The organism is Pusillimonas sp. NJUB218, from assembly GCF_003788685.1.
Classification (GTDB): domain Bacteria; phylum Pseudomonadota; class Gammaproteobacteria; order Burkholderiales; family Burkholderiaceae_B; genus Neopusillimonas.
In genome coordinates this window covers 175,820-198,517 of record NZ_NQMK01000007.1, presented here as the reverse complement: position 1 = coordinate 198,517, position 22,698 = coordinate 175,820, and the positions used below count along the sequence as shown (strand labels likewise).

Annotated in this window: 25 protein-coding genes; 12 read left to right on the top strand and 13 right to left on the bottom strand. The window is 58.6% G+C overall.

Annotated elements, in window-relative coordinates; translation table 11 throughout:
• Positions 1-5: 5 nt before the first annotated feature.
• On the top strand, positions 6-956 hold the full coding sequence (gene fmt, locus CHR62_RS10795) for a methionyl-tRNA formyltransferase (RefSeq protein WP_123660936.1): 951 nt from the start codon (positions 6-8) through the stop codon (positions 954-956).
• Here fmt and rimO read toward each other — a convergent pair.
• The gene (gene rimO / locus CHR62_RS10790) at positions 938-2,254 is read right to left on the bottom strand and encodes a 30S ribosomal protein S12 methylthiotransferase RimO (protein WP_123660935.1); all 1,317 of its coding nucleotides are present in this window, start codon (positions 2,252-2,254) and stop codon (positions 938-940) included. The genes fmt and rimO overlap by 19 nt on opposite strands.
• A gap of 134 nt (positions 2,255-2,388) precedes the next feature.
• On the opposite strand from rimO, the gene rsmB reads away from it, so the two are divergent.
• The 4 genes from rsmB to CHR62_RS10770 are packed head-to-tail and all read left to right on the top strand — an operon-like array spanning position 2,389 to position 7,430.
• The gene (rsmB, locus tag CHR62_RS10785; protein WP_123660934.1) at positions 2,389-3,789 is read left to right on the top strand and encodes a 16S rRNA (cytosine(967)-C(5))-methyltransferase RsmB; all 1,401 of its coding nucleotides are present in this window, start codon (positions 2,389-2,391) and stop codon (positions 3,787-3,789) included.
• A complete protein-coding gene (locus tag CHR62_RS10780; protein WP_123660933.1) occupies positions 3,786-4,373 on the top strand; it encodes a DUF4390 domain-containing protein in 588 nt (195 codons plus the stop codon). The genes rsmB and CHR62_RS10780 overlap by 4 nt, the downstream gene beginning before the upstream one ends.
• Positions 4,370-6,709: an ATP-binding protein gene (locus CHR62_RS10775; protein ID WP_123660950.1), complete on the top strand. Its 2,340-nt coding sequence runs from the start codon at positions 4,370-4,372 to the stop codon at positions 6,707-6,709. The genes CHR62_RS10780 and CHR62_RS10775 overlap by 4 nt, the downstream gene beginning before the upstream one ends.
• Positions 6,710-6,719: 10 nt before the next feature.
• Entirely contained in the window at positions 6,720-7,430 is a 711-nt protein-coding gene (locus CHR62_RS10770; RefSeq protein WP_123660932.1) for a response regulator, read from the top strand.
• A gap of 20 nt (positions 7,431-7,450) precedes the next feature.
• Here CHR62_RS10770 and CHR62_RS10765 read toward each other — a convergent pair whose 3' ends face one another.
• Positions 7,451-8,359: a methyltransferase domain-containing protein gene (locus CHR62_RS10765; RefSeq protein ID WP_123660931.1), complete on the bottom strand. Its 909-nt coding sequence runs from the start codon at positions 8,357-8,359 to the stop codon at positions 7,451-7,453.
• 74 nt (positions 8,360-8,433) lie between these two features.
• On the opposite strand from CHR62_RS10765, the gene CHR62_RS10760 reads away from it, so the two are divergent.
• Together CHR62_RS10760 and CHR62_RS10755 are read left to right on the top strand one after the other, a co-directional pair.
• A complete protein-coding gene (locus tag CHR62_RS10760; RefSeq protein WP_123660930.1) occupies positions 8,434-9,189 on the top strand; it encodes a ComF family protein in 756 nt (251 codons plus the stop codon).
• A gap of 2 nt (positions 9,190-9,191) precedes the next feature.
• Positions 9,192-9,662, top strand: coding sequence for a tRNA (cytidine(34)-2'-O)-methyltransferase (locus CHR62_RS10755; RefSeq protein WP_123660929.1), 471 nt, complete (start codon positions 9,192-9,194; stop codon positions 9,660-9,662).
• Here the strand turns inward: CHR62_RS10755 and CHR62_RS10750 are convergent.
• From CHR62_RS10750 to CHR62_RS10735, 4 genes are read right to left on the bottom strand one after another with little or no spacing between them, the layout of a single operon-like run.
• On the bottom strand, positions 9,659-10,720 hold the full coding sequence (locus tag CHR62_RS10750) for an NAD(P)H-dependent glycerol-3-phosphate dehydrogenase (protein ID WP_123660928.1): 1,062 nt from the start codon (positions 10,718-10,720) through the stop codon (positions 9,659-9,661). The two genes, CHR62_RS10755 and CHR62_RS10750, sit on opposite strands and share 4 nt — an antisense overlap.
• Position 10,721: 1 nt before the next feature.
• On the bottom strand, positions 10,722-11,225 hold the full coding sequence (gene secB / locus CHR62_RS10745) for a protein-export chaperone SecB (protein WP_123660927.1): 504 nt from the start codon (positions 11,223-11,225) through the stop codon (positions 10,722-10,724).
• Positions 11,226-11,278: 53 nt separating this feature from the next.
• Positions 11,279-11,536: a glutaredoxin 3 gene (gene grxC / locus CHR62_RS10740; protein WP_093969527.1), complete on the bottom strand. Its 258-nt coding sequence runs from the start codon at positions 11,534-11,536 to the stop codon at positions 11,279-11,281.
• Between the two features lie 29 nt (positions 11,537-11,565).
• The gene (locus CHR62_RS10735; protein ID WP_123660926.1) at positions 11,566-11,979 is read right to left on the bottom strand and encodes a rhodanese-like domain-containing protein; all 414 of its coding nucleotides are present in this window, start codon (positions 11,977-11,979) and stop codon (positions 11,566-11,568) included.
• An 89-nt stretch (positions 11,980-12,068) separates the two neighbouring features.
• On the opposite strand from CHR62_RS10735, the gene gpmA reads away from it, so the two are divergent.
• From gpmA to CHR62_RS10715, 4 genes are read left to right on the top strand one after another with little or no spacing between them, the layout of a single operon-like run.
• Complete coding sequence (gpmA, locus tag CHR62_RS10730; protein ID WP_093969525.1) at positions 12,069-12,821, top strand: 2,3-diphosphoglycerate-dependent phosphoglycerate mutase; 753 nt, start codon at positions 12,069-12,071, stop codon at positions 12,819-12,821.
• Positions 12,822-12,826: 5 nt separating this feature from the next.
• Positions 12,827-14,305 (top strand): murein hydrolase activator EnvC, encoded by a 1,479-nt coding sequence (locus CHR62_RS10725; protein ID WP_123660925.1) that lies wholly within the window; start codon positions 12,827-12,829, stop codon positions 14,303-14,305.
• A gap of 23 nt (positions 14,306-14,328) precedes the next feature.
• Positions 14,329-15,843, top strand: a complete 1,515-nt coding sequence (locus CHR62_RS10720) for a S41 family peptidase (RefSeq protein WP_123660924.1) — start codon at positions 14,329-14,331, stop codon at positions 15,841-15,843.
• Entirely contained in the window at positions 15,843-16,595 is a 753-nt protein-coding gene (locus CHR62_RS10715) for a molybdopterin-synthase adenylyltransferase MoeB (RefSeq protein ID WP_123660923.1), read from the top strand. Before CHR62_RS10720 ends, CHR62_RS10715 begins: the two co-directional genes overlap by 1 nt.
• Positions 16,596-16,656: 61 nt before the next feature.
• Here the strand turns inward: CHR62_RS10715 and CHR62_RS10710 are convergent, their stop codons facing one another.
• The 6 genes from CHR62_RS10710 to CHR62_RS10685 form a co-directional block, all read right to left on the bottom strand.
• Positions 16,657-17,388, bottom strand: coding sequence for a pyrimidine 5'-nucleotidase (locus CHR62_RS10710; protein ID WP_123660922.1), 732 nt, complete (start codon positions 17,386-17,388; stop codon positions 16,657-16,659).
• A 3-nt stretch (positions 17,389-17,391) separates the two neighbouring features.
• Positions 17,392-18,294 carry an acetylglutamate kinase gene (gene argB / locus CHR62_RS10705; protein ID WP_093969520.1) on the bottom strand — a complete coding sequence of 301 codons (903 nt, stop codon included), beginning with the start codon at positions 18,292-18,294 and terminating at the stop codon, positions 17,392-17,394.
• Between the two features lie 27 nt (positions 18,295-18,321).
• The gene (locus CHR62_RS10700) at positions 18,322-18,816 is read right to left on the bottom strand and encodes a TlpA disulfide reductase family protein (RefSeq protein WP_093969519.1); all 495 of its coding nucleotides are present in this window, start codon (positions 18,814-18,816) and stop codon (positions 18,322-18,324) included.
• Positions 18,813-19,520: a BON domain-containing protein gene (locus CHR62_RS10695; RefSeq protein ID WP_093969590.1), complete on the bottom strand. Its 708-nt coding sequence runs from the start codon at positions 19,518-19,520 to the stop codon at positions 18,813-18,815. The genes CHR62_RS10700 and CHR62_RS10695 overlap by 4 nt, the downstream gene beginning before the upstream one ends.
• 5 nt (positions 19,521-19,525) lie before the next feature.
• Positions 19,526-20,119, bottom strand: coding sequence for a phosphoheptose isomerase (locus CHR62_RS10690; protein WP_199722929.1), 594 nt, complete (start codon positions 20,117-20,119; stop codon positions 19,526-19,528).
• A gap of 81 nt (positions 20,120-20,200) precedes the next feature.
• Entirely contained in the window at positions 20,201-20,686 is a 486-nt protein-coding gene (locus tag CHR62_RS10685) for a YraN family protein (RefSeq protein WP_123660921.1), read from the bottom strand.
• 40 nt (positions 20,687-20,726) lie between these two features.
• Between CHR62_RS10685 and rsmI the strand changes: the two genes are divergently transcribed.
• Positions 20,727-21,656, top strand: a complete 930-nt coding sequence (gene rsmI / locus CHR62_RS10680) for a 16S rRNA (cytidine(1402)-2'-O)-methyltransferase (RefSeq protein WP_123660920.1) — start codon at positions 20,727-20,729, stop codon at positions 21,654-21,656.
• Here the strand turns inward: rsmI and CHR62_RS10675 are convergent.
• A complete protein-coding gene (locus tag CHR62_RS10675) occupies positions 21,653-22,693 on the bottom strand; it encodes a septal ring lytic transglycosylase RlpA family protein (protein WP_123660919.1) in 1,041 nt (346 codons plus the stop codon). The genes rsmI and CHR62_RS10675 overlap by 4 nt on opposite strands.
• Positions 22,694-22,698: the final 5 nt, after the last annotated feature.

Below are 22,698 nucleotides of genomic sequence, written 5' to 3'. Positions count from 1 at the left end.
CGGCAATGCGTGTTGTTTTTGCCGGCACCCCCGAATTCGCCCGCATCGCTCTTGATGCCATTCTTGCTGCCGGGCACGAGGTACCCTTGGTGCTGACACAGCCCGATCGCCCTTCGGGCCGGGGGCTAAAGCTCACACCAAGCCCGGTCAAGCAGGCGGCATTGCAGGCTGGTATTCCTGTTCAGCAACCGCGTAGCCTTCGGCTCGACGGCAAGTATCCGGAAGATGCCCAGGCGGCCAAGGCGGCCCTGATCGAGGCCCGGCCCGATGTCATGGTGGTTGCGGCTTATGGGCTGATTTTGCCGCTTTGGACCTTGACCCTGCCCTCGGCGGGTTGCTTGAATATCCACGCCAGCTTGTTGCCGCGTTGGCGCGGCGCAGCCCCAATTCAGCGGGCCATCGAGGCAGGTGACGCCGAAACCGGCATTACCATCATGCAAATGGACGAAGGCCTGGATACCGGCGATATGCTGCTGGTGAAGTCCATACCCATTAGCGCAACACACACGGCAGCACAACTGCACGATGCCTTGGCCGAATTGGGTGGTCAATGTATTGTCGAGGCTTTGCACGCGCTGTCGCAACAGTCACTGGCACCGGTGCCGCAGCCCGAGGCGGGTGTGTGTTATGCCGCCAAACTTAACAAGGCCGAGGCCGCACTAGATCTGGCGCAACCTGCCGTCGTTTTGGCGCGTCGTGTACGAGCATTCGACCCTGTTCCGGGGGCAACCTTGCAGCTCCCGGGTTGGGAGGCGCCTATTAAGGTTTGGGCCGCTCAAGCCGTGCCGGCCGCAAAGGCACTAGAACCTGGCGCCATCGTGGCCGCTTCCGAGGCAGGTCTTGATGTGGCCACTAGCGATGGCGTATTGCGCATTTTGCAGGTGCAAAAGCCGGGCGGAAAGCGCCAGGATATCGGCGCTTTCTTGCGGGGTTCGCCTCAGATCGTTTCGCCGTAGAGGTCGTATTCGTCAGAGTCGGTGACTTTCACTCGTACAAGGTCGCCCGGCTTCAGGGGGCGGTCGGTCGTTACAAAGACATTGCCATCAATTTCGGGCGCATCGGCGCTCGATCGGCCAATAGGGCCATCTTCGTCAATCTCGTCAATCAGCACGTCGATTTCCCGGCCGACCTTTTGGGCCAGGCGCGCCGCCGAAATGGCTTGCTGGTGAGCCATAAAGCGTTCCCAACGTTCTTGTTTGACCTCGTCGGGAACTGGATCGGGCAGCTCGTTGGCTTTTGCGCCGTCGACGGGCGAGTACTGAAAGCAACCGACGCGATCAAGTTGTGCCTCGGACATCCAATCGAGCAGGTACTCGAAATCGTCGTCGGTTTCGCCGGGGAAACCCACAATGAATGTCGAGCGTAGTGTCAGGTCGGGGCAGGTTTCGCGCCACTGTTTGATGCGTGCCAGGGTTTTGTCTTCGAATGCCGGGCGTTTCATGAGTTTGAGGACGCGAGGGCTGGCATGCTGGAACGGGATGTCGAGATAAGGCAGGATTTTGCCTTCGGCCATTAATGGGATCACCTGATCGACATGGGGATAGGGGTAGACATAGTGAAGTCGGGTCCAGACCCCGAACTCTGACAGTGCCTCGGACAGCTGCGTCATGTGTGTTTTGATGGGGCGGCCATTCCAGAAGCCACTACGGAACTTGATGTCGGCCCCGTAGGCGCTGGTATCTTGCGAAATAACCAGCAGCTCTTTCACCCCGGCGTTGACCAGCCGTTCGGCCTCGCTCATGACGTCGCCGATGGGGCGGCTGACCAGGTCGCCGCGCAGCGACGGAATAATACAGAAGCTGCAGCGGTGGTTACAGCCTTCCGATATCTTCAGATACGCGTAGTGCCGGGGGGTAAGCTTGACCCCTTGGGGCGGGACCAGATCGGTGTAGGGGTCGTGCTGCAGGTTTGGCGGGGCGGCTTCGTGAACGGCGCGTACCACCTGTTCGTATTGTTGGGGGCCGGTAACCGCCAGAACAGAGGGGTGTACATTGCGGATGACCGACTCGTCGACCCCCATGCAACCGGTCACAATCACCCGGCCGTTTTCGGCAATGGCTTCGCCAATGGCGTCGAGGGATTCGGCTTTGGCGCTGTCGATAAAGCCACAGGTATTAACGACCACAACGTCGGCGTTGTCGTAGTCGGGTGTAATGGCATAACCCTCGGTGCGCAACTGGGTCAGAATACGTTCGGAGTCGACCAGCGCTTTGGGGCATCCCAGACTGACAAAACCAACTTTTGGGGAACTCATGCGTTAACCTCTTGAGCCTTAAGGCTTGAAAGAAAAAAGAATTTTACTGCGTTGTGCCGTCGCGCACAGCGACGGCGTGCGGCTAAATTAATGCTACATTCCCGTGGAATGAATTTTTACGACTATTTGACAACGTGACCGACGCGACAACCCCTTCCCGCCATGCGCTTTCCGACATTATTCTGGCCAGTGCGCAATGCCTGACGGCGGTGCACGAAGGGCGGTCGCTATCCGATGTGCTGGCGCAAACTCCGCCAACCCTGAAGGGGGCGACGCAAGCGGTCAGCTTTCATGTCATGCGCCATTTGGGCCAAGCCCTTGAGGTCAAGCACATGCTAGTTGCCAAAACGCCGCCGGTGCCATTGCTCGATGCAGTGCTGCAGGTGTCGTTGTGTTTGCTTGATACCGCCATGGTTGCCGAGCAGTTGACCCGCGAAGGCAAGCCGGTACGCCCTGATTGGCCGGTTTATGCCGTGCACACGGTGGTAGATCAGGCTGTAAGCGCCGTGGCTGGACATCGGCGCATGCAAAGCTTCAAGGCGCTGGTCAATGGTGTTTTACGTCGCTTCACGCGTGAGCGCGAGGCCATTTTAACGCGCGCCCGCGGCAACCCCGAAGCTCGATGGAACCACCCCAACTGGTGGGTTCGACGACTGCGCCAAGCTTATCCTGATCACTGGAAGGCGGTGCTCTCAGCCGCACAGCTTCCTCCGCCGATGACGCTGCGCGTCAATACGCGAAAGCGGACAGTCACGCAATTTCTGGCCGATTTGGGCGCGGCAGGTATCAATGCACATGCGGTCCAACTCGAAGGGATTGCGCAGGGCGCCGACGCAGCGGTGGTGCTCGAACATCCACGACCTGTACAAGATATTCCGGGCTTTGCCCAAGGGTGGTGGTCGGTGCAAGATGCCGCTGCCCAATTGGCAGCGCCGTTGCTGGGCGTTCAGTCGGGTATGCGTGTGCTTGATGCGTGTGCAGCACCAGGCGGTAAAACCGCGCATTTGCTCGAGTTGGCAGACCTTGATCTGGTCGCGCTTGATGCTGATGCTTCAAGGTTGGCCCGTGTAGGGCAGAACCTGGAGCGGCTGGGGTTGGCCTCGAGCCATGTCAAGCTGACGGCCGCCGATGCGTCACGACTCGACACTTGGTGGGATGGTCAGCCCTTCGATGCTATTTTGGCCGACGTGCCGTGTACGGCGTCAGGGGTCGTTAGGCGTCACCCAGATATCTTGTGGTTGCGCCGCGAAGCCGACATCGCTCGTACGGCCGCCCTGCAGCGAAAAATCGTGAAGGCGTTGTGGAAGACCCTGAAGCCGGGCGGGCGGTTTTTGTATGTGACCTGTTCCGTGTTTCCTCAGGAAGGCGAGTCTCAGGCGCAGTGGATACTCGAACAGTACCCCGATGCCGTGCGTCTGGATGCCCCGGGCCAATTGTTGCCTTTGCCGGTCGACGGTCAGGCGGCGGCGCACGATGGTTTCTTTTTTGCCTTGTTTGCAAAGCAGGCCGCTGTCGACAACAATAATGCGTCATGACCTTTTTTCGGCGCCTGTTTTCTGTCTGGTGTGTTGTTGGTCTGTTTGTTGTAATACAAACGGGCTGGTCGCTTGCGCACGCCGATCAGATCGTCAGTGTCGAGCCGGTTGTGCGCAATGGTCAGCTATACATTGACGCAGACGTCGACATTTATGTTGATCCCGAGCTGCGTCAGGCGGCTGAAAAAGGCATGCCCTTGTATTTCACGGCCGATCTGGAGATCGTGGCTGACCGTTGGTGGTGGTTTGATAAAGTACTGGCCAACGAGCAACAGACTTTTCGGTTGTCTTATAACGTGCTGACCCGCCAATGGCGGGTTGGGGCTGGCGATCTGACCTTGCCCGAGGCCACCTTCGAAGACGCGTTGGCGTACGTCAAACACATTCGGGGTTGGGCGGTCGCGCCGGCCGACGCCTTCGAAACGGGCAAAGAATATAGCGGCCGCCTTCGTCTTCGTCTCGATACTTCTCGCCTGCCGCGCCCGTTTCGCATCGATTCTTTCAACAGCAGCGTCTGGTCAATTGTGACCCCATGGAAAGATTTCTTATTTTCAATTTCTCCGCAAACACCCGACCCGTCCTGAAATGGGCGATTCGGCTGACGCTGGTCATTGCGGTGATCAGCGCGCTGGCGTTGCTGAGCCTGCTGGTTTGGTCAACAGGTAATGCCTCGCGGTTTGCCCAGCACTACGACACACTGTTAGGCCTGAATGCGGTGTTCGCGGTCACCCTGGTGTTCTGGGTTGTGGTGCTGGCCGTGCGCTTGGTACGCCAGATTCGTCGTCGACAGTTCGGAGCGCGTTTAACGGCTCGTTTCGCGTTGTCGTTTGCGCTGATCGGGGTATTGCCCGGCGCCCTGATTTATGTGCTCTCGGTTCAGTTCATGTCGCGCTCCATCGAGTCGTGGTTCAACGTGCGCGTCGACAGTGCACTTGAGTCCGGTTTGAGTCTGGGGCGTGCCGTGCTTGACCTTCAACTGGCCGACCTGAACGTTCGCGCCAAGTCTATGGCCGAGCAACTGGGCGACAAACCCGATGCGGACATGGGGGTATTGATCTCGCGCCTGCGTGAAGAGGGCAGTGTCGCCGAAGCTATGGTTTTTTCTGGGAGCGGCCGCACTGTGGCCTTCTCAACGGCCGATTATGGCAAGCTTATACCCGACATGCCGCCGCAGCACGTCATGAATCAGTTGCGGGTATCGCGCGGTTATGCGGCGGCCGAGGCCGACGACGTCGGACAAGGACTACGCCCCGAAGGGGATCTGCATACGGGTTTGTTCTTGCGGGTCGTGGTCCCTATTCAGCGACTCGACCGGTCTACGACGGCATTGGGCGTGACGCCCGAAGTGCGCTGGTTGCAGGTCATTCAGCCGGTGGCCGAGCAGATTGCGCGCAACGCCAGCCAGGTCGAGCAAGGCTTTCGAGACTACCAGGAGCTGGCGCTCTCTCGTCAGGGACTGCGTAAGCTTTACGGGATAACGCTGACATTGGCATTGATTCTGGCGGTGTTCGCGTCGGTAGTGGTGGCCCTGGGTGTTTCTCGTCGTCTTGTTCGTCCGCTATTAACGCTGGCAGCAGGTACGCAAGCCGTGGGTGTTGGCGATTATCGGCCCCTACCCGAGCCTCCCGAAAAGGACGAGGTTGGCCAACTGACACGTTCGTTCAATGCCATGACGCGTCAACTCGACGAGGCTCGGCAGATGGTCGAACGCAACCGGCAACAGCTCGAGCGAACCAATGTTTATCTCGAGTCAGTACTGAGCAACTTGTCTTCGGGGGTGCTGGTTTTTGATGAAGGCTTCCGGGTCAGTATGTTCAACCAGGGTGCCCAATCCATCTTGCGTGTCGATTTGCGTTCGGTTAAAGGCCGCCCGCTTGAAACAGTCGATGGCGCATTTACGTTGTCTCAACTGATCCGCCATGCGTTTGCGGCTCATGCCGCAGTTGAGTCAGAGCGCGCTTATTGGCAGCAGCAGTTTGAGCTAGAGCGTGAGGCGGCCAGCGATAACGAAGCCAAGAAAAATGTTGTGACCTTGCTGGCGCGCGGCACCCATCTGACGGTTGATGGCCGGGCGAATGGGTATTTGGTCGTTTTTGACGACATCAGTGAGGTCATTTCGGCCAACCGCACCGTTGCTTGGGGCGAAGTGGCGCGGCGTCTGGCTCACGAAATCAAGAATCCGTTGACGCCCATTCAGCTGTCGGCCGAACGCCTGGCCATGAAGCTGGCGTCGCGCTTGGATGAAACCGACGCGGCCATGTTGATGCGCTCAACCAATACCATTGTCAATCAGGTAGCGTCACTCAAGAAAATGGTCGATGACTTTCGTGAGTACGCCCGCACGCCGCCGGCCCAGATGCAGTCACTTGACCTGAATGTGCTAGTGTCTGAAATTATGACGTTATACGGTTGGGACCCTTCCGGTGCTGTCGTGCGCGACGAGCCGACAGGCTTGCGGATCGAGGCCGACCTGCAGGTCGACCTGCCTCATATCGAGGGCGATCCAACCCAGTTGCGCCAGGTGATTCATAACCTTCTGGCCAATGCGCGAGATGCGGTTTCGTTGGCCGGCGCGACAGAGGCTAAAATCTATGTGCAGACCAAACTGACGTTCTCGCGTATTAACGACGAGGGTCCGGAAATTCAGGCGGTCCGGCTGACGGTTTCCGACAGCGGGCCGGGGTTCGAGCCGCAGGTGCTGACCCGGGTCTTCGAGCCCTATGTCACCACAAAATCGGCAGGAACCGGCCTTGGGTTGGCGATCGTCAAGAAAATTATCGAAGAGCACGGCGGTCGCATTGATGTCTCGAACCGTCGCGAAGGGGGTGCCCGGGTGTCTATTTTGTTCACGCGGCTGCTAAATTCTGCCGCTGCGCTGGACGAAGCCGGGCGAGGGTACGATAATGCGAAAAAAATATAGGTGATGCTTTATGGCCAGAATACTGGTGGTAGACGACGAAATCGGCATTCGAGAGTTGTTGTCTGAAATCCTTTACGACGAAGGGCATACCGTTGAGTTGGCTGAAAACGCCGCTCAAGCGCGAGCAGCCCGTCAGCGCGCGCGCCCTGACCTGGTGCTGCTCGATATCTGGATGCCGGATACCGACGGTGTCAGTTTGCTGCGCGAATGGGGGTCACAAGGCCTGCTCGATATGCCTGTCATCATGATGAGTGGCCATGCCACGGTCGACACGGCGGTCGAGGCCACGCGGATTGGTGCGGTCGATTTTCTCGAAAAGCCCATTACGTTGCAAAAGTTGCTGAAAACCATTGCGGCGGCGTTGGCGCGCCCAGTGGTCAGCCGTGGTGCGCCGGCGTCAGCGGCAGCTCCGGCAAACGCAGCTATGGCAGCGGCTCCGGTCATGCAGTCGTCGGCCGCAACGCCAGCAGTTGCTGCCGCTGTCGAAGCCTCGGTAGCGCTCGAGCCACATGCCCTGCAGCTTAGTAATATCCCGCTCGATCAGCCGTTACGCGATGCGCGCGACGAATTCGAACGTATTTATTTTGAATACCACCTGGCACGAGAAAATCACAGCATGACGCGGGTCTCCGAGCGCACCGGCCTGGAGCGCACGCACTTGTACCGGAAGCTTAAACAGCTGGGTATCGACGCATCGCGCCGTCGCCAAGAGTCGCGCTAGGCTGCGATTAAGCGCGGCCCTTAGGGTTTCGGTCGTCGTGTAATGGCGCTGACCGAAATGCGGGCTTCGCCGGGTGCCGTGCTGTAAGTAAGCGCTCGCCAGGCATGGCCGTAAGCTATTTCAAGGCTTAAATGAATAGTGCCGTCCATGGCACGCTGTTTTTCGAGTGCGTCCAGCAGGCGAGCGCGCCATTCGCGACCTACCAGTCCGCTGCGGCGGTTTTGGGCCGGGTTGCCGCCCAAACTCGCCAGGTCTTCAAGTAATTTTTCGGCGCTACGGTAGGTAAGTGTCAGGGTTTCCTGGTCCATTACTGGGTCGCTGAACCCCGATTCGATAAGCAAATCGCCAAAATCGTGCATATCGACAAAAGCAGGTGTCGCTGTTTGCAGCCCCGCAGCCTGCAGTGCCGAACGCAACTCTTTAAACGTGCCCGGCCCCAGACAAGAAAACATCACGACCCCTTCGGGTTTCAGCACGCGTCGCCATTCTAGAAGGACGTCGTGCGGGCGGGGGTGCCAATGCAATGCCATATTTGACCAGACTAGCCCCGCCGACTCGGGCGGCAGGGTGGTGTCGGCCAGGTCGGCGCATGTGAAGTCGGTATTGGGCGTGGGCTTGTTGCGCAGACGATTCCAGAGCCCACGCTTGCCGGCGTGGCGTTCGCGTGCCACGTCGAGCAGTGCGGCGCAGTTGTCGACCCCTATGTAATTGACGGTAGGATAGCGCGCGCGTAGCGGTTCGATGGCGTGCCCGGCGCCACAGCCCGCATCGACCAGGGTTTCGGGCATGACACGGATATAACTGAGCCGTTGCAGCATACGCTGAGCGACTTCACCGTAAAGAAATTGGGCGTTGTCTAGCGGCGCACGACGAGCGAACTGTTTGACGACGTGGTCGGCCTGAATGGGCAACGAGGGGTGTGATGACATATTTGTGTATGCGGCGCTTGGCACGTGGCCGACGCCATGGTCAGATGGCGATATGTTGATTTTCACTGGCTATTATGGCCTATAGTCTGCGGCTGCGCGAATGGTTGGACGGCGTGACCCGGTGGCTGCCGGGTGAGTGCGTCTTGTGCCGTTCTACGGTGCGAGGCGGGCTGTTGTGCAACATTTGTGCAGGCGAGGCTTGCCGCAGCATGACAACGTCGGGAAGGCGCTGTCCTCGGTGCTGCTTGCGGCTCGATGCGCGAGGGTGTTGTCACGATTGCGCTGCGCTTGTGCCCGTGTTTGGTCAGGTATTTGCGGCGGTCGACTACACATTCCCCGCCAATTTGCTGCTGCTGCAGTTCAAGCAGCAGCGGCGGTTTGTATTGGCAAAAACATTGGCCACGCTCATGGCCGATCGCATGCACGACACGCGCTATGTCCTGCCCGACGATACAATCCTGGTTCCTGTCCCTGCGACCAAAGCTTCTTTGCGGCGTCGCGGGTTTAATCCTGCTGCCGAGCTGGCTGCGCAACTCGCGCGCCGATTAGGTCTGGGTTGTAAGCACCATTGGTTGTACCGGCATCACGAGACCGGGCCGCAAAAATTCCTGAATCGTCAGCAGCGCCTGGCTGGTACAGCAGAGCTTTTTGGATGCTCGTCGAAGGTCGCGGGCCATCGTTTTGCCGTCATCGACGATGTCATGACGACCGGCAGTACCTTGAATGCCGTATCCAGGGTGTTGCTGGCGGCGGGTGCGACGGCGGTGACAGGGGTAGTACTGGCGCGTACTCCTGTACGCGAGCGACTTAACGACGCCTTATCAAGATAAACATGTTCCATATTGTTCTGGTTTCACCTGAAATTCCACCAAATACCGGCAACGTCATTCGGCTGGCCGCCAATACTGGCGCGGCTTTACATCTGGTTCGGCCCTTGGGGTTCGAGCTTGATGACAAACGTTTGCGCCGGGCCGGGCTCGACTACCATGAGTGGGCGGATGTCCGTGTGCACGACGATTTGCCGGGCGCGCTGGCCGCCATCGGCGGCGATCCGATGCGTCGGTTTGCGCTGACGACCAAGGGGTCATCCCGGCTGGGGGTGTTTGTTTTCCAGCCCAATGACGTTTTTGTTTTTGGTTGTGAGACGGCCGGATTGTCGCCCGACCAGTTGGCACTGTTTGGGCCCGAGCAACGTTTGCGCTTGCCGATGCGTGCCGGCCAGCGCAGCTTGAACTTGTCGAATGCGGTGGCCGTGACGGTGTATGAAGCCTGGCGGCAGCAGGGGTACGAAGGCAGCGTTTAGGCTTGCTTGGGCGTTTCGGGCTTGGCTTCGCGCGATAGCAGGTCGGAGACCGCCTGTCGTGCCGATAGCCCGTTGAACAAGACATCGCATACCGCTTGGGTAATGGGCAGGTCGATGCCCAGCTGGTTACCCAGGGCCAGCGCAGCGCGCGCGCATCGCACGCCTTCGGCTGTCATGCCGTTGGCCAAAATGGCGTCTAGGGTTTGGCCTTCGCCAATGGCCAGGCCCACTTGCCGGTTACGCGAGAGCGGGCCGGTGGCGGTAAGGACGAGGTCGCCCAGGCCGGTGAGGCCGGCGAAGGTGTCGGCAGACCCGCCCAGGGCAACACCCAGCCGTTGCATCTCGGCCAGACCACGGGTAATAAGTGCTGCGCGGGCATTGGTGCCCAGCGTCAGGCCGTCTGAAATGCCGCAAGCGATGGCCATCACGTTTTTCATGGCGCCGCCCACTTCTACGCCAATGACGTCGGTGCTGTTGTAAATGCGGGCATTGCTGCCATGCAGTGCTTGCGTGGTGGCTTCGATGACTTGAGGATGATGACTGGCAACGGTCAGCGCAACGGGCAAGCCTTGAGCAACCTCTTTGGCAAACGATGGCCCCGACACGACACCCAGCCCGACGCCTGGGATGGGGGCCAGTGCTTTTTGGGCAATGGCGTGCGGTAATTGCGCCGAGGTTTGCTCGAAACCTTTGCACGTCCAGACCACCGAAACTGCAGGGTGGTTTAGCTTGGTCAGTTCGTTGGCGAGGGCATTGCAGGTACTTTCGAGGCCTGCAACCGGCACGCCGAGAATAATGAGCCCAGGAGCGCCCTGGCCCGCACACGCATGCGTAACGGCTTGAGACAGGTTGCTGGTGGCAAGAAGCGCCGAAGGCAGTGTGATGCCGGGCAAGTACCTGGCGTTTTGGTGTGTTGTGTTGATGGCCTCTGCCAGCGCCGCGTCACGCGCCCAAATCATCACCTGGGCATTGGCGCAGGCCAGTGCTGCAAGTGCTGTGCCCCAACTGCCGGCACCTAGAACACTGACGCGCAACGGCGCTGATGCAGACTGAGGCATGTTACTGACGCGTTGCGCCGGGCGGCAGTTGGATGTCCGATTGTTGCTCGGCTATTTGTGCCAGACGTTGCTCGTAGAGTGCCTGGAAGTTGACTTCGGCCAGGTGCAATGCGGGCAGGGTTGTACGCGTGATGGCGTCGGCAACAGTGGCACGCAAGTACGGGTAAAGCATGGTGGGGCAGACAATGCCCAACAGCGGGTCGAGTTGTTCGGCAGGGATGTTGGCTGCTTCGAAAATACCGGCTTGCGTCGCTTCGATCAGGTACAGGGTTTTGTCCTGGATTTTGGTCGTGACGGTCACTGTTACGGTCGATTCGTAGATGCTTTCTGCCAGTTGCTGGCCGCCGACATTAATGGTGACTTCGACGCTCGGGCCTTCCTGTTCCAGAAAAATCTGGGGCGCGTTGGGCATTTCGAGCGACAGGTCTTTAACGTAGGTGCGCTGCAGATTGAAGCTGGGGTCGGGGTTGTTATTGCCTTGAGCGGCTTGGTCCTGTTCGGCCATTTGTCTTCCTATGAGTTTGGGCATGGCACTATTGCCATGCCGCAGTTTACGAATTATTTGCTCAGTAAGGGCATCAGACCGCCGGCCCTGTCTAGCGCAGCCAGGTCATCGTATCCGCCGACATGCGTGTCGTCGATAAAGATTTGCGGTACGGTACGGCGATTGGTGCGCGCCATCATGGCTTCGCGTTGCGCCGGGTCGGTGTCAATACGGATTTTCTGGATTTCGGTGACCCCGCGCTGTTTCAGCAGCATTTCTGCGCGCACGCAGAACGGGCAGACGGCGGTGCTATACATCGTAACGACGGCCATGTGTGTTCCTTTGGGTGATGCGATTGGGTTTAATGTTTTGCCGACGTAGGCATGCCGGCTTCTGTCCATTTGTTCAGGCCGCCCTCAAGGCTGACGACCTCGGCGAAACCGCTTTTGCGCAATTTGCTGGCCGCCGAACCTGAAATGCGGCCCTGATCACAAAACACGATAAGTGGTTTGTCTTTGGGCAGGCTGGACATTTTGGCGTCGATGTCGGCTAATGGGATATTGCGCGCCTGAGCGATGCTGCCGGTCTTGAAACGTTCGTGCGGGCGTACATCGATGAAGATGCCTTGTTTCTGGTTGGCCAATTGGACGGCCTCGGATACGCTCACGCTGGATGCGCGGCTGCCGCGCATGAGCGTCGGCCACAACAACATTAGGCCGGAAACGACGGCAATCAGTAAAATGTAAAGGTTGTTCTCACTAAGAATGAAATCCACGATGTGTCCCAGGTTGATGCTTGAAATGGTCAAGGTTTACAGGGATTATAAAATGGACGCGATAATTCAACTTTTAGGTCTTTTTTGTCATGCATAAACTCGTACTCATGCGCCACGGCGAAAGCCAATGGAACCTCGAAAACCGCTTTACCGGCTGGACCGACGTCGACCTGACCGAAACCGGTCGCGAACAGGCTCGCAAAGCCGGTGAACTGCTCAAGAACGAAGGCTTTGAGTTCGACATCGCTTTTTCGTCGGTGCTCAAGCGGGCCATTCGTACCCTTTGGATCGCCCTTGACGCCATGGATGCTATGCACACGCCGGTGGGCCTGAGCTGGCGCCTGAACGAGCGCCATTATGGTGCTTTGCAAGGCCTTAACAAGGCGGAAACGGCCGCCAAGTATGGCGAAGAGCAAGTACTGGTGTGGCGCCGCGCTTACGCTATCGCGCCTAATCCGCTCGAGCTCGATGATCCGCGCCACCCGCGTTTTGACAAGCGTTACGCCAAAATCCCTGCCGACCAGCTCCCGGCAACCGAATGTCTGCAAGACACCGTTACGCGCGTGGTGCCTTTCTGGAACGACTCGATAGCACCGGCCTTGCGTTCTGGCCGCAGCGTATTGGTCGCGGCGCACGGCAACAGCCTGCGGGCGCTGATCAAGCACCTCGACGGCATTTCCGATGACGATATCGTGTCGCTGAATATTCCTACCGGCCAGCCTCTGGTGTACGAGCTTGACGACGACCTCAAGCCCATTCGTCATTATTATCTGGGTGACGCCGCCGAAATCGAAGCGGCCATGGCTGCGGTTGCAGCCCAGGGTAAAGCCAAAAAGGAATAAGCGTCATGCGGCGTGTGCTCGGTTGCGCAATGTTGGTCCTGTGGGCGGGTGTTGCGTCGGGCAATCAATCCTCCCAGGCCCTCGAGGCCCGGCAGGCCGAGGCACGCCGTCAGCAAACCGAATTGCGCGAACGCATTGCCGAGCTGCAAAAAGACATCGACAAGCAAACGTCTTCACGCGACGATGCCGCGTTTGCCTTGCGCGAGTCCGAGTCTGCCATCTCGGGCATCAACCGGCGTCTCGACGAGCTTGAGCGCCAAGACAAGGCCGTGCGTGCGCAGTTGGCGACGCTTGAAACGCAAATTGCCAAGGGCAAAGCCGATGTCGAGCGCCATCAAGCAGAGCTAGCCGATCAGTTGCGGGCCCAGTATGCCGGCGGTTTGTCGCCCTGGGCTGCGTTGCTGTCCGGTGACAACCCGCAAGAGATCGGGCGCGAACTGGGCTATTTGGGTTATGTGTCGCAAGCCCAGGCCGACTCGGTGCGCGCGCTCGATGCCAGTGTCAAGCGTCTGTCGCGTCTTCAAACCAACCAGGTTGCCCGCCAGGCCGAACTGGCCGAGCTCACGACAGAAACCAGTCAGAAGAAAGTTGAGCTTGAAGCGCAGAAGGCCGAGCGCCTGAAGGTGCTGGCCCGGATCGATTCCGAGCTTCAAACGCAGCGACAGCAAGCCAAAACCCTGGCGCGTAACGAAACCCGTCTCGAGTCTCTGGTCGATGGTCTGCAGGTCGAAATCGCCCGTCAGCGCGAGGCCGAGCGTATAGCGCGTGAAAAGCGTGCGGCTGAAGAGGCCGCGCGCAAAGCCGCAGAGGCCAAAGCAAAAGCCGAGCGTGAACGGCTTGCCGCCGAACAGCGTGCCAAAGCAGCCGAGGCCGAACGTCAGGCCAAGGCGCTTGAGCAGGTTCGTGTCGCCCCTGAAACCGATGTGGTCACTGTCGATGCCATAGGTAATGACGATGCCGAACCGGCAAACGCCCAGGAAACGGCACCGCCGCCGCAGGTCGCCCGCCGTCCGGCCGAGCGTATGGCCCCCGCTGCTGCCGACGAGGAGGATAGTAGGCCGACTGAACCGGAATCTGCGGAACCTGTTGCGGTTTTGAAGGGTCTTAGTAAAAACCTGCCTCTGCCGGTGAAGGGCGAAATCCAGGGCCGATTTGGCATGGAGCGCCCGGACGGCGGGGTCTGGCGGGGGATTGTTCTTCGTGCGCGCGAAGGCACCCGTGTTCGTCCGGTCGCGCCCGGCAGAGTGGCTTATGCCGGTTGGTTCAATGGTTTTGGTAACCTACTTATTGTCGATCACGGGCAGGGCTATCTCTCTGTCTATGCTTACAATCAAAGCTTGCTGCGGCAGGTGGGTGATACCGTGAAGGTGTCCGATGCCATTGCCACGGTTGGGGCAACCGGTGGGCAGGTCGAGTCCGGTCTATACTTCGAGATTCGGCATAACGGCAAGCCCGTCAACCCGCAACTTTGGTTGGGGCGTTAATTCGTTTACATACAGGAATGTGCATGAGCACTCGCAAGTTTGGTCGTTTTGGTCTGGTCATGATGGGCGCGGTCGGCGGTGTGCTGCTCAGCCTGGGTATTTCTGCAGTTGCGCAGCGCGGCGAGCCTTTGCCGTTGCGCGAGCTGCAGCAGTTCGCCAATGTGTTTTCTGCCATCAAGGCCAGTTACGTCGAACCCTTAACCGATCAAAAGCTCATGAATGAGGCCATCAAAGGTCTGTTCAACGACCTTGATCCGCATTCGGCTTATCTCGACCCTGAAGCTTTCAAAGAAATGGAAGCTATAACGCAGGGTGGGTTTGGTGGGTTGGGTATCGAAATCGGCAGCGAAGACGGCATGCCTAAAGTCATCGCGCCCATTGAAGACACTCCGGCCGCCCGTGCCGGCATTTTGTCGGGCGACTTGATCACGCACATTGATGGCAAGCCCACCAAGGGCATGACCCTTAGCGAAGCCATCAAACTCATGCGCGGCGAGCCTCAAACGCCCATCGTGCTTACTATCCAGCGAGCAGGTCAAGACAAGCCCCTGATGGTAAAAATCATCCGCGACATGATCAAGGTACGTAGCGTGCGCAGCAAAATGTTGCCTGACGATATCGGTTATGTACGTATTGCCCAGTTCCAAGAACGCACCGTGTCCGACCTGGCTCGCCAGTTGCGTGAGCTCGGGGGCGGCAAGGCGCCTAAAGGGTTGGTCCTCGATTTGCGTAACGACCCAGGTGGTCTGCTCGATGCCGCCATTGGCGTGTCGTCGGCTTTCCTCAAGCCTGATGTCCTGGTGGTGTCAACCAAAGGCCGTATTCCGTCGTCGAACCGCGAATACCACGCCAAGCCAGTTAACTACGTGCGCAGCTTCGGTGGCGTGTCTAACAGCGATGTTGTCTTCCCCGAGTGGGCCAAAACAGTACCCATGGTGGTGTTGATCAACGTTGGTTCGGCCTCGGCCTCCGAGATCGTCGCCGGCGCGTTGCAAGATCACAAGCGCGCCAAGGTGCTGGGCAACCGTTCGTTTGGCAAGGGTTCGGTACAAAGCGTGTTGCCGCTTACCGAAGACTCCGGCATCAAACTGACAACGGCTCTGTATTACACCCCAAGCGGGCGGTCTATCCAGGCAACAGGCGTCGAGCCCGACGTTGTTGTCGACGATACGCCGCAGGGCAACTTGTTCCGCATTCCTCGCGAAGCCGATCTTCAGCATCATCTGGCCAATGGTTCGTCGGCCCCCGAGGTCGTAACGCCCCAGGAAGATGAGCAAGACATGGCGCCGCCCGATGTCAAGATGTTCGAATTTGGCGGTAAAGACGATTTCCAGCTGCAGCAAGCCATTAATTTGCTTGAAGGTAAGCAGATCAAGAAGAATGAAATCGTTGCCAAGGCTGACGCCGGGGCCGAAAAAAAAAATGACAGCGGTGCCGTAAAAACGGTTGAAGTCCCTGCGCGTGCCTCTGATGGCGCCAATACGTCGGGTGTCGAGCGTTACCGCTTCACTCCCGAAGGCATGATTAAGGTTGACTGATGGATGACGCGCAGCTTCTGCGGTATGCGCGTCATATCTTGCTCGACGAGCTGGGCATCGAGGGGCAAGAAAAGCTGCTGGCCGCACGAGTACTTATTGTGGGGGCCGGTGGCTTAGGGTCGCCGGCGGCGATGTATTTGGCTGCCGCCGGTGTGGGGCATATTGTTCTGGCCGACGACGATGTCGTTGATATTGGGAACTTGCAACGCCAGATCATGCACGATACCGCCCGGCTCGATGTCCCCAAGGCCGAATCGGGACGTCAGACGCTGAATGCAATCAACCCTTTTGTCACCGTGGTGCCACGCGTCGAACGGCTTGACGATGCGGCGCTTTCACAGGCCATTGCCGACGTTGACGTTGTACTGGATTGCTGCGACAACTTTGCCACGCGTCACGCCGTCAATAGGGCGTGCGTAGCGCACCGTAAGCCTTTGGTTTCAGGCGCAGCCATACGCTTTTCGGGGCAAGTCAGTGTGTTCGACCTCCGTCGTCCCGATGCGCCCTGCTACCACTGCCTGTTTCCTGAAGGCGACGAGGTAGACGAGCTGAATTGCGCGACGACTGGTGTGCTAGGGCCGTTGGTGGGGATTGTGGGCAGCATGCAGGCGGCAGAGGCCATTAAGGTCATTGCCGGTATAGGCGAGCCGTTAGTAGGGCGGTTGCAGTGCCTCGATGCCTTGACCATGCAGTGGCATCAAATTAAGTATCGGCAAGACCCGGGTTGCCCGGTCTGCGCGTCGTCCCGCTAGGGGCCAGGTTTTGGGTGGCTGCCTTGGCTTTGGCAGCGGTCTGGCGGGTACGGCCTTGGTGTTACCGTCGTAATGGCCGTTTGGCGGTCAGTAATGTGCCGAGGGTGCTGATACGCAGGTTAACGTAGCTGTTACGCCCGCTGTGCATGGCCGAAAACGGCGTCCCTGGGTGAAAAATGTGCACGGTACGTAAACCCATCTGGCGTGCTGTTTTCAAATTTTTCAGGGTGTCTTCAACCAAAATGACCTGATCGGGGCGAGTGCCCAGCCGCGCCACGACTTGTCGCATCAGGGCGCGTGAAGGTTTAGGGCGAATATGGCCCTGCAGCTTCATATGGTCGATCGACCAGATCATATCGAAGTACGGCAGCAGGCCCAACGTTTTAAGCACCGACCGGGCATAGTCGTGAGGCGCGTTGGTCAGCAATACCTTTCTGCCAGGCAAGCGCGAAAACTTGCGCGCCAGGCCGGGCTCGGAATGCACTAGCGGCTCGGCATCGAAATCGTGGCTGATGCGCAGAAATTCGCGGGCGTTTACGCCATGGTGCTTTACCAGCCCAATGACGGTCGCGCCGTAGCGTTTCCAGTAGCGCGCCCTAAGCTCGTTTGCCAGGTCAATATCGATGTCAAGGCATTGTGCAACGGCGTCTGTCATTTTGCCGTCGATCACCTCGAAAATGGCGCGGGAGCTGTCGTGCAGCGTGTTGTCGAGGTCGAATAACCAAACGGGCGCATGCTGTGCATACGCCCGTCGTGCCCGTTGTGTGGGTAAACGGGTATGAATAGACCGCATGCGCTAGTGGGCGCTGATCATGGTGCCGACGCCGCGGTCGGTCAGGATTTCGAGTAACAGACAGTGCGGAACCCGACCGTCGACGACGTGAACCGAATTGACTCCGTTACGTGCGGCGTCGAGTGCCGAAGAAATTTTAGGCAGCATGCCGCCTGAAATGGTGCCGTCTTCGAAGAGTTCGTCGATGGTTCGAGCCGAGAGGCTGCGCAGCAATTTGCCTTGCTTGTCGAGAACGCCAGGTGTGTTGGTGAGCATGACCAACTTTTCGGCGCCCAGAACTTCGGCCATTTTGCCAGCGACCAGGTCGGCGTTGATGTTGTAGGCGCGCCCGTCTTCGCCGTAGCCAATTGACGAAATAACAGGAATGAACTGATCGTCTTGCAACGCTTTTACGACGGCCGGTTCGATGCGGGAAATGTCGCCGACGAAACCGATGTCGATCATTTCACCAGGGCGCTCTTTATTAGGTACCAGTTTTTTGGTGGCCTGAATAAGGCAGCCGTCTTTGCCGGTCAGGCCTACCGCCTTGCCGCCAGCTTCGTTGATCATCATGACGATGTCTTGCTGGACCTGGCCTCCTAGGACCCATTCGACAACTTCCATGGTTTCGGCATCGGTGACGCGCATCCCTTGAATAAATTCGCCTTCTTTCCCGACGCGTTTGAGCGCTTCGTTGATTTGCGGGCCGCCGCCATGCACGACAACCGGGTTTAAACCCACCAGTTTCAGCAACACGACATCGTGCGCGAAGCTGCGTTGAAGCGCCTCTTCGGTCATGGCATTGCCGCCGTACTTGACGACGACGGTTTTACCGTGAAAGCGACGGATATAAGGCAGTGCTTCGGAAAGAACGGCTGCCTTGATCTCGGAGGTGTAGGTGGTGGGGTCGGACGAGGGTGTGGTCATGGGCGCAGAAGCAGAGAGTTTGCAAACTTAACCGGCCAGCGCGCGCTGAACGGTTTTGACGAATTCTTCTTTATTGTAGTTGCCAAGATAACGCTTGACGATGTTGCCGTCTTTATCGATAAGGAATGCCGTTGGCGTGAGCTGGACGTTGCCAAAGGCGGCGGCAATTTTGCCGTCGGCATCGTGCACCACATTAAACGGAAGCTCGCGGGTTTCGGCGTAATTACGTACATAATCGATGGGGTCGTAGTCCATGGCGACGGCAATGACGTCGTAGCCTTGGTCGGCCAGCGCGGTGTAGGTGGCCGCAGTGTCGGGCATTTGCTGGATACAAGTCACGCAGCTGGTAGCCCAGAACTTGACCATGACGACTTTGTCGCGGAGGTCTTCGGTAGTAAAGGTTTTACCCTGCAGGTTGGTGAACGACACCTGGGGGGCGGTGCGTGCGGGCGAGGACAGTTGCCAGGCCAGCAGGCCGACGGCGGCTACCGCCGCCACAATAAAGATTTTAAGTTTGCTCATTGGACAGGCATTGTTTGGGTATCGGGGCCGCTGCTGCTAGCCGGTGTGGCGCTGGCGGGCTGAGCCGCCGTGCTGCGCGAGGCGTCGGAAACAGGCGCTGTCGGCGACACTAGGCTTTCGCGGGACACAATGGTGAACAGCTTGACGACTTCATTGACCCCCGAAACATTGGAGGCGACCTTGGCAGCCAAGACGCCCTCGGTTTCAGTGACCTTGCCTTGCAGGTAGACAATGCCGCGTTCGGTGGTGACCACAATGGTGCGTGCCGGTACTTCTTTGGCTTCGATCAGGGCGGTTCTGACTTTGGTGCTGATCCAGGTGTCGTTGGTGCGCACGCTGAGCGGTGTAATGTCGCCGATGCGTATGCGGTTAATGACTTCTTTGACGTTTTCTACACCTGCTGCGGCGGTTTCGGCCTGGGCTTTGTCTTGCGCATTGGGGACGTCGCCCACCAGCAAGACGCGACCGGCATAAGACACGCTGATGACGCGTGCACGGTCGCCGAACAGGCGTCGCATTTCTGCGCCGATTTTCATTTCGATGGCCTGGTCTTCGACCTGCTCGCCGGCGGTGCGACGATCGGCGGCCACCATTGCGGTGGTTGCCGCACCGCCTACCAGCATGACGCCGCAACCAGACAAGAGCGTGGTCAGCGCAAGCAGGGGGGCAAGGAAACCTTTTTTGAGCAGGGTTGGCATGGACATGATCATTACAGGGCGTCTCCGAGGAGCAGTGCATCGATACCATCGCACAACGCATGCAACAAGATAATGTGGACTTCTTGAATGCGCATGGTGCGATCGTGCGGCACGCATAGGTGGATGTCGGAGTCGAGCAGGACGTCGTTCATTTTGCCGCCGCCTTTGCCCGACAGGGCGATCACCATCATTTCGCGATCGTGGGCTGCTTCGATAGACCGCAATACGTTGGGTGAGTTCCCGCTGGTGCTGATGGCGACCAGGATGTCGCCGGGTTGACCCAGTGCGGTAACCTGGCGCTCGAAGATGTGATCGTAGCCGTAGTCGTTGCCAACAGCGGTAAGAATGGACGTATCGGTATTCAGTGCAATACCCGCCAACGGCAGGCGGTCGCGCTCGAAACGCCCGACAAGTTCGGCGATGAAGTGTTGAGCGTCGGCGGCAGAGCCGCCGTTGCCGCAAGCAAGAATTTTATTGTTGTTGGCCAGTGCCGCAAATAAAACGTCGACAGATGCCGCAAGGGGCTCGGCCAAAGCCTGTGCGCTGGCCTTGAAGGTATCGATGGCGTCGTCGAAGTGGGACGACATGCGAGAGGTCATATCCATGCCCGGTATTATCTCATGAGCGTTGTAAATCGAGGTCAGGTAATGTAACGTTTTTTGGCACAAGGCCCGAGTAGCGTATTGTCAGGTGTCAAAGGCATTGCGAATCCAGGTCAGCCCGGCTTGATCGACGGTAATGACATCGAAGCGGCAGGCCGGTTCGTTGCCGCCAAAGCAGGTACGCGCCAGACGAGGCAAAAAAAACAAAGCCGCGCGGCGTAGTTTGTCTTGCTTGTCACGGTTTACACTGGCAGCTGGGCCTCCAAAGCCTTGGCCGGTGCGTAATTTAACCTCCACAAATATCAGCAGGCTCTGGTCCGGGTCTATGGCAACGATGTCGATTTCCCCGGCTTTGCAGCGCAGGTTCTTGTCGACGACCTGTAGGCCGCGCTGCGTCAGAAACTCGCAGGCGCGGTGCTCTGCTTCGAAGCCGATACGTTGTGTTGGCGACCCCAGGGTCGTTTCGGGTTGAGGTGTCGGCGCGCCGCGCGGCTTCGCACGCCGACGTCTGATGGCCTTGCCTTGCGCAATACGCGCAAGTTCGAACGTCAGGTCGTCGTGGTCGGGCATGTATGGCGGGCCACCTTATGAAGGTTTTAACGGGTTGAGTATGCTTGAAAATTTCGATGTAGGCGCCCTTGAGGGGTCATGGAAACGTCTCACTGATCGTGTGGTGGGGCAAGACTGGCCCGCGTCGACCGTATATGTCGTGGCGACACCTATCGGTAATTTGGCAGATTTGTCGTTGCGGGCCTTGCATGCTTTAACGCTTTGCGATGTTGTTGCCGCCGAAGATACGCGTGCGAGTCGTCAGCTATTGGATGCCTGGGGGGTTCAAACCCCTTTGTTGGCCGCGCACCGTCATAACGAGGCTCAGGCGGCGCAGTCTATTGTCGAACGGTTGGGACAGGGACAACGTGTGGCGCTGGTGTCCGATGCGGGCGCGCCTGGCGTTAGCGACCCAGGTGCCCGCGTGGTGCGTGCGGTGCGCGAAGCCGGGTATCGGGTGGTGCCTATTCCAGGTGCCAGTGCGGTTATTGCTGCGTTGATGGCCAGTGGGGCTACGTCCGACGAAAATCCGGCGTTTGTCTTTGCCGGCTTTACACCGTCCCGGCCGGTCGCCCGGCGTAAGTGGTTGCAAGCGTGGTGCAGGACGCCCGCGCCGGTAGTCATGTTCGAGTCGCCGCATCGGTTACGTGCGGCGTTGGCTGATTTGCTGGAAGTCTGTGGGCCCGACCGGCAACTGACCATTGCGCGCGAATTGACCAAGCGTTTTGAGCAAGTGCATACATTGTTGTTGTCCCAGGCTCAAGCTTGGGTCGATAGTGATAGTCACCATGAACAAGGCGAATTTGTCTTGATTGTGCATGCGCCGCCGGTGTCAGACGCCACGCTGCTTGATCCGGCCACCGATACGCTGCTGGATGCCTTGCTTGAGTCTGTGAGTGTGCGCGATGCCGCAAAAATTGCGGCAAAAGTCAGCGGGATGCCGCGTGATGTGCTTTACAAGCTGGCGCTTGAGCGACAGCAAAAAGGTTAGCGAAGTGCGATAGTGGGCTGGGCGCCTACGGCATCGTAGACCCGTACGGCAGCATTGACGGCCTGGGTGCGGTCAGTGTATGGCCCCAGTTGAACGCGAAACAGCTCGCCGCCCTGGGCAACGTGTACGGTTTGTGACTCGACCCCCGCAATTTGAATATTTAACTTTTGAGCCAGCGCCTGGGCATTTTCAGCGTTGCCAAATGCGCCAAACTGAAGATAAAAGCCGCTGCTTGCAGGTGGCGCAATTTGCGCCTGCTCGGACGGTGCCGCAAAGGTGCTGTTCGGCGACGTGGGAGCGTTGCCGGCATCGTCGGGCGATGTCACCCCATTGCTGTCTGTCAGGGCAATGGCCGATAGGGCATCGGGCATCAGGGGCGTCATTGCGGGCTCGTCGGCCGTAAAGGTTTGTGCCGGGGGGGCGGCCATGTCCTGGGCGTTTTGGGAGGCAACAGCAACTGTATTTTGCCCGGGTGTTTTCCAGGTTCCGCGACTAATGTCGGTTTGTGTGATGGCTTCGACGACGACTTTGCCGCTACCTGGGCCAATCAGCCCCAGTTTTGCAGCCGCTACATACGAAAGGTCGATGATGCGGCCGGGATGAAACGGGCCGCGGTCGTTGATGCGCACGATGATCGAGCGCCCGGTGGTAGGTCGGGTAACACGGGCATAGCTGGGAATAGGCAGCGTTGGGTGCGCCGCGGTCATGGCGTACATATCGTAGGTCTCGCCATTGGCAGTTTTATTGCCATGAAACTGACGTCCGTACCAGGACGCGATACCTTCTTCGCGGTAGGGGGCGTTGCCACTGATGGGCACATACCGTCGGCCAAAGACCGAGTAAGGGCGCAAATTAGCAGGTGCGTAGGCTTCGATGCGCGGTATGGCGTCGGGGATGGCTTCGATATTGGCCGGCGGTGAGCCGCCAGGGCCGTCGTTTTGATAGTAGCCACCCGAGCGCTTGCCCGACGATGAACACCCGGCCAAAATGGCCAGGAGTACGATCAGGCAGAAATAGCGCAAGCGGTAAAAGGCCATGGCAA

Coding starts and splice junctions, on each gene's coding strand:
- CHR62_RS10755 (WP_123660929.1), top strand. CDS start 9,192: ATGTTCCATATTGTTCTGGTTTCACCTGAAATTCCACCAAATACCGGC.
- CHR62_RS10725 (WP_123660925.1), top strand. CDS start 12,827: ATGCGGCGTGTGCTCGGTTGCGCAATGTTGGTCCTGTGGGCGGGTGTT.
- CHR62_RS10690 (WP_199722929.1), bottom strand. CDS start 20,119: ATGGATATGACCTCTCGCATGTCGTCCCACTTCGACGACGCCATCGAT.
- CHR62_RS10685 (WP_123660921.1), bottom strand. CDS start 20,686: ATGCCCGACCACGACGACCTGACGTTCGAACTTGCGCGTATTGCGCAA.
- CHR62_RS10715 (WP_123660923.1), top strand. CDS start 15,843: ATGGATGACGCGCAGCTTCTGCGGTATGCGCGTCATATCTTGCTCGAC.
- CHR62_RS10770 (WP_123660932.1), top strand. CDS start 6,720: ATGGCCAGAATACTGGTGGTAGACGACGAAATCGGCATTCGAGAGTTG.
- CHR62_RS10675 (WP_123660919.1), bottom strand. CDS start 22,693: ATGGCCTTTTACCGCTTGCGCTATTTCTGCCTGATCGTACTCCTGGCC.
- secB (WP_123660927.1), bottom strand. CDS start 11,225: ATGGCCGAACAGGACCAAGCCGCTCAAGGCAATAACAACCCCGACCCC.
- CHR62_RS10695 (WP_093969590.1), bottom strand. CDS start 19,520: ATGTCCATGCCAACCCTGCTCAAAAAAGGTTTCCTTGCCCCCCTGCTT.
- gpmA (WP_093969525.1), top strand. CDS start 12,069: ATGCATAAACTCGTACTCATGCGCCACGGCGAAAGCCAATGGAACCTC.
- fmt (WP_123660936.1), top strand. CDS start 6: ATGCGTGTTGTTTTTGCCGGCACCCCCGAATTCGCCCGCATCGCTCTT.
- rsmI (WP_123660920.1), top strand. CDS start 20,727: ATGCTTGAAAATTTCGATGTAGGCGCCCTTGAGGGGTCATGGAAACGT.
- CHR62_RS10750 (WP_123660928.1), bottom strand. CDS start 10,720: ATGCCTCAGTCTGCATCAGCGCCGTTGCGCGTCAGTGTTCTAGGTGCC.
- CHR62_RS10760 (WP_123660930.1), top strand. CDS start 8,434: ATGGCCTATAGTCTGCGGCTGCGCGAATGGTTGGACGGCGTGACCCGG.
- CHR62_RS10700 (WP_093969519.1), bottom strand. CDS start 18,816: ATGAGCAAACTTAAAATCTTTATTGTGGCGGCGGTAGCCGCCGTCGGC.
- CHR62_RS10780 (WP_123660933.1), top strand. CDS start 3,786: ATGACCTTTTTTCGGCGCCTGTTTTCTGTCTGGTGTGTTGTTGGTCTG.
- rimO (WP_123660935.1), bottom strand. CDS start 2,254: ATGAGTTCCCCAAAAGTTGGTTTTGTCAGTCTGGGATGCCCCAAAGCG.
- CHR62_RS10720 (WP_123660924.1), top strand. CDS start 14,329: ATGAGCACTCGCAAGTTTGGTCGTTTTGGTCTGGTCATGATGGGCGCG.
- grxC (WP_093969527.1), bottom strand. CDS start 11,536: ATGGCCGTCGTTACGATGTATAGCACCGCCGTCTGCCCGTTCTGCGTG.
- CHR62_RS10765 (WP_123660931.1), bottom strand. CDS start 8,359: ATGTCATCACACCCCTCGTTGCCCATTCAGGCCGACCACGTCGTCAAA.
- argB (WP_093969520.1), bottom strand. CDS start 18,294: ATGACCACACCCTCGTCCGACCCCACCACCTACACCTCCGAGATCAAG.
- CHR62_RS10710 (WP_123660922.1), bottom strand. CDS start 17,388: ATGCGGTCTATTCATACCCGTTTACCCACACAACGGGCACGACGGGCG.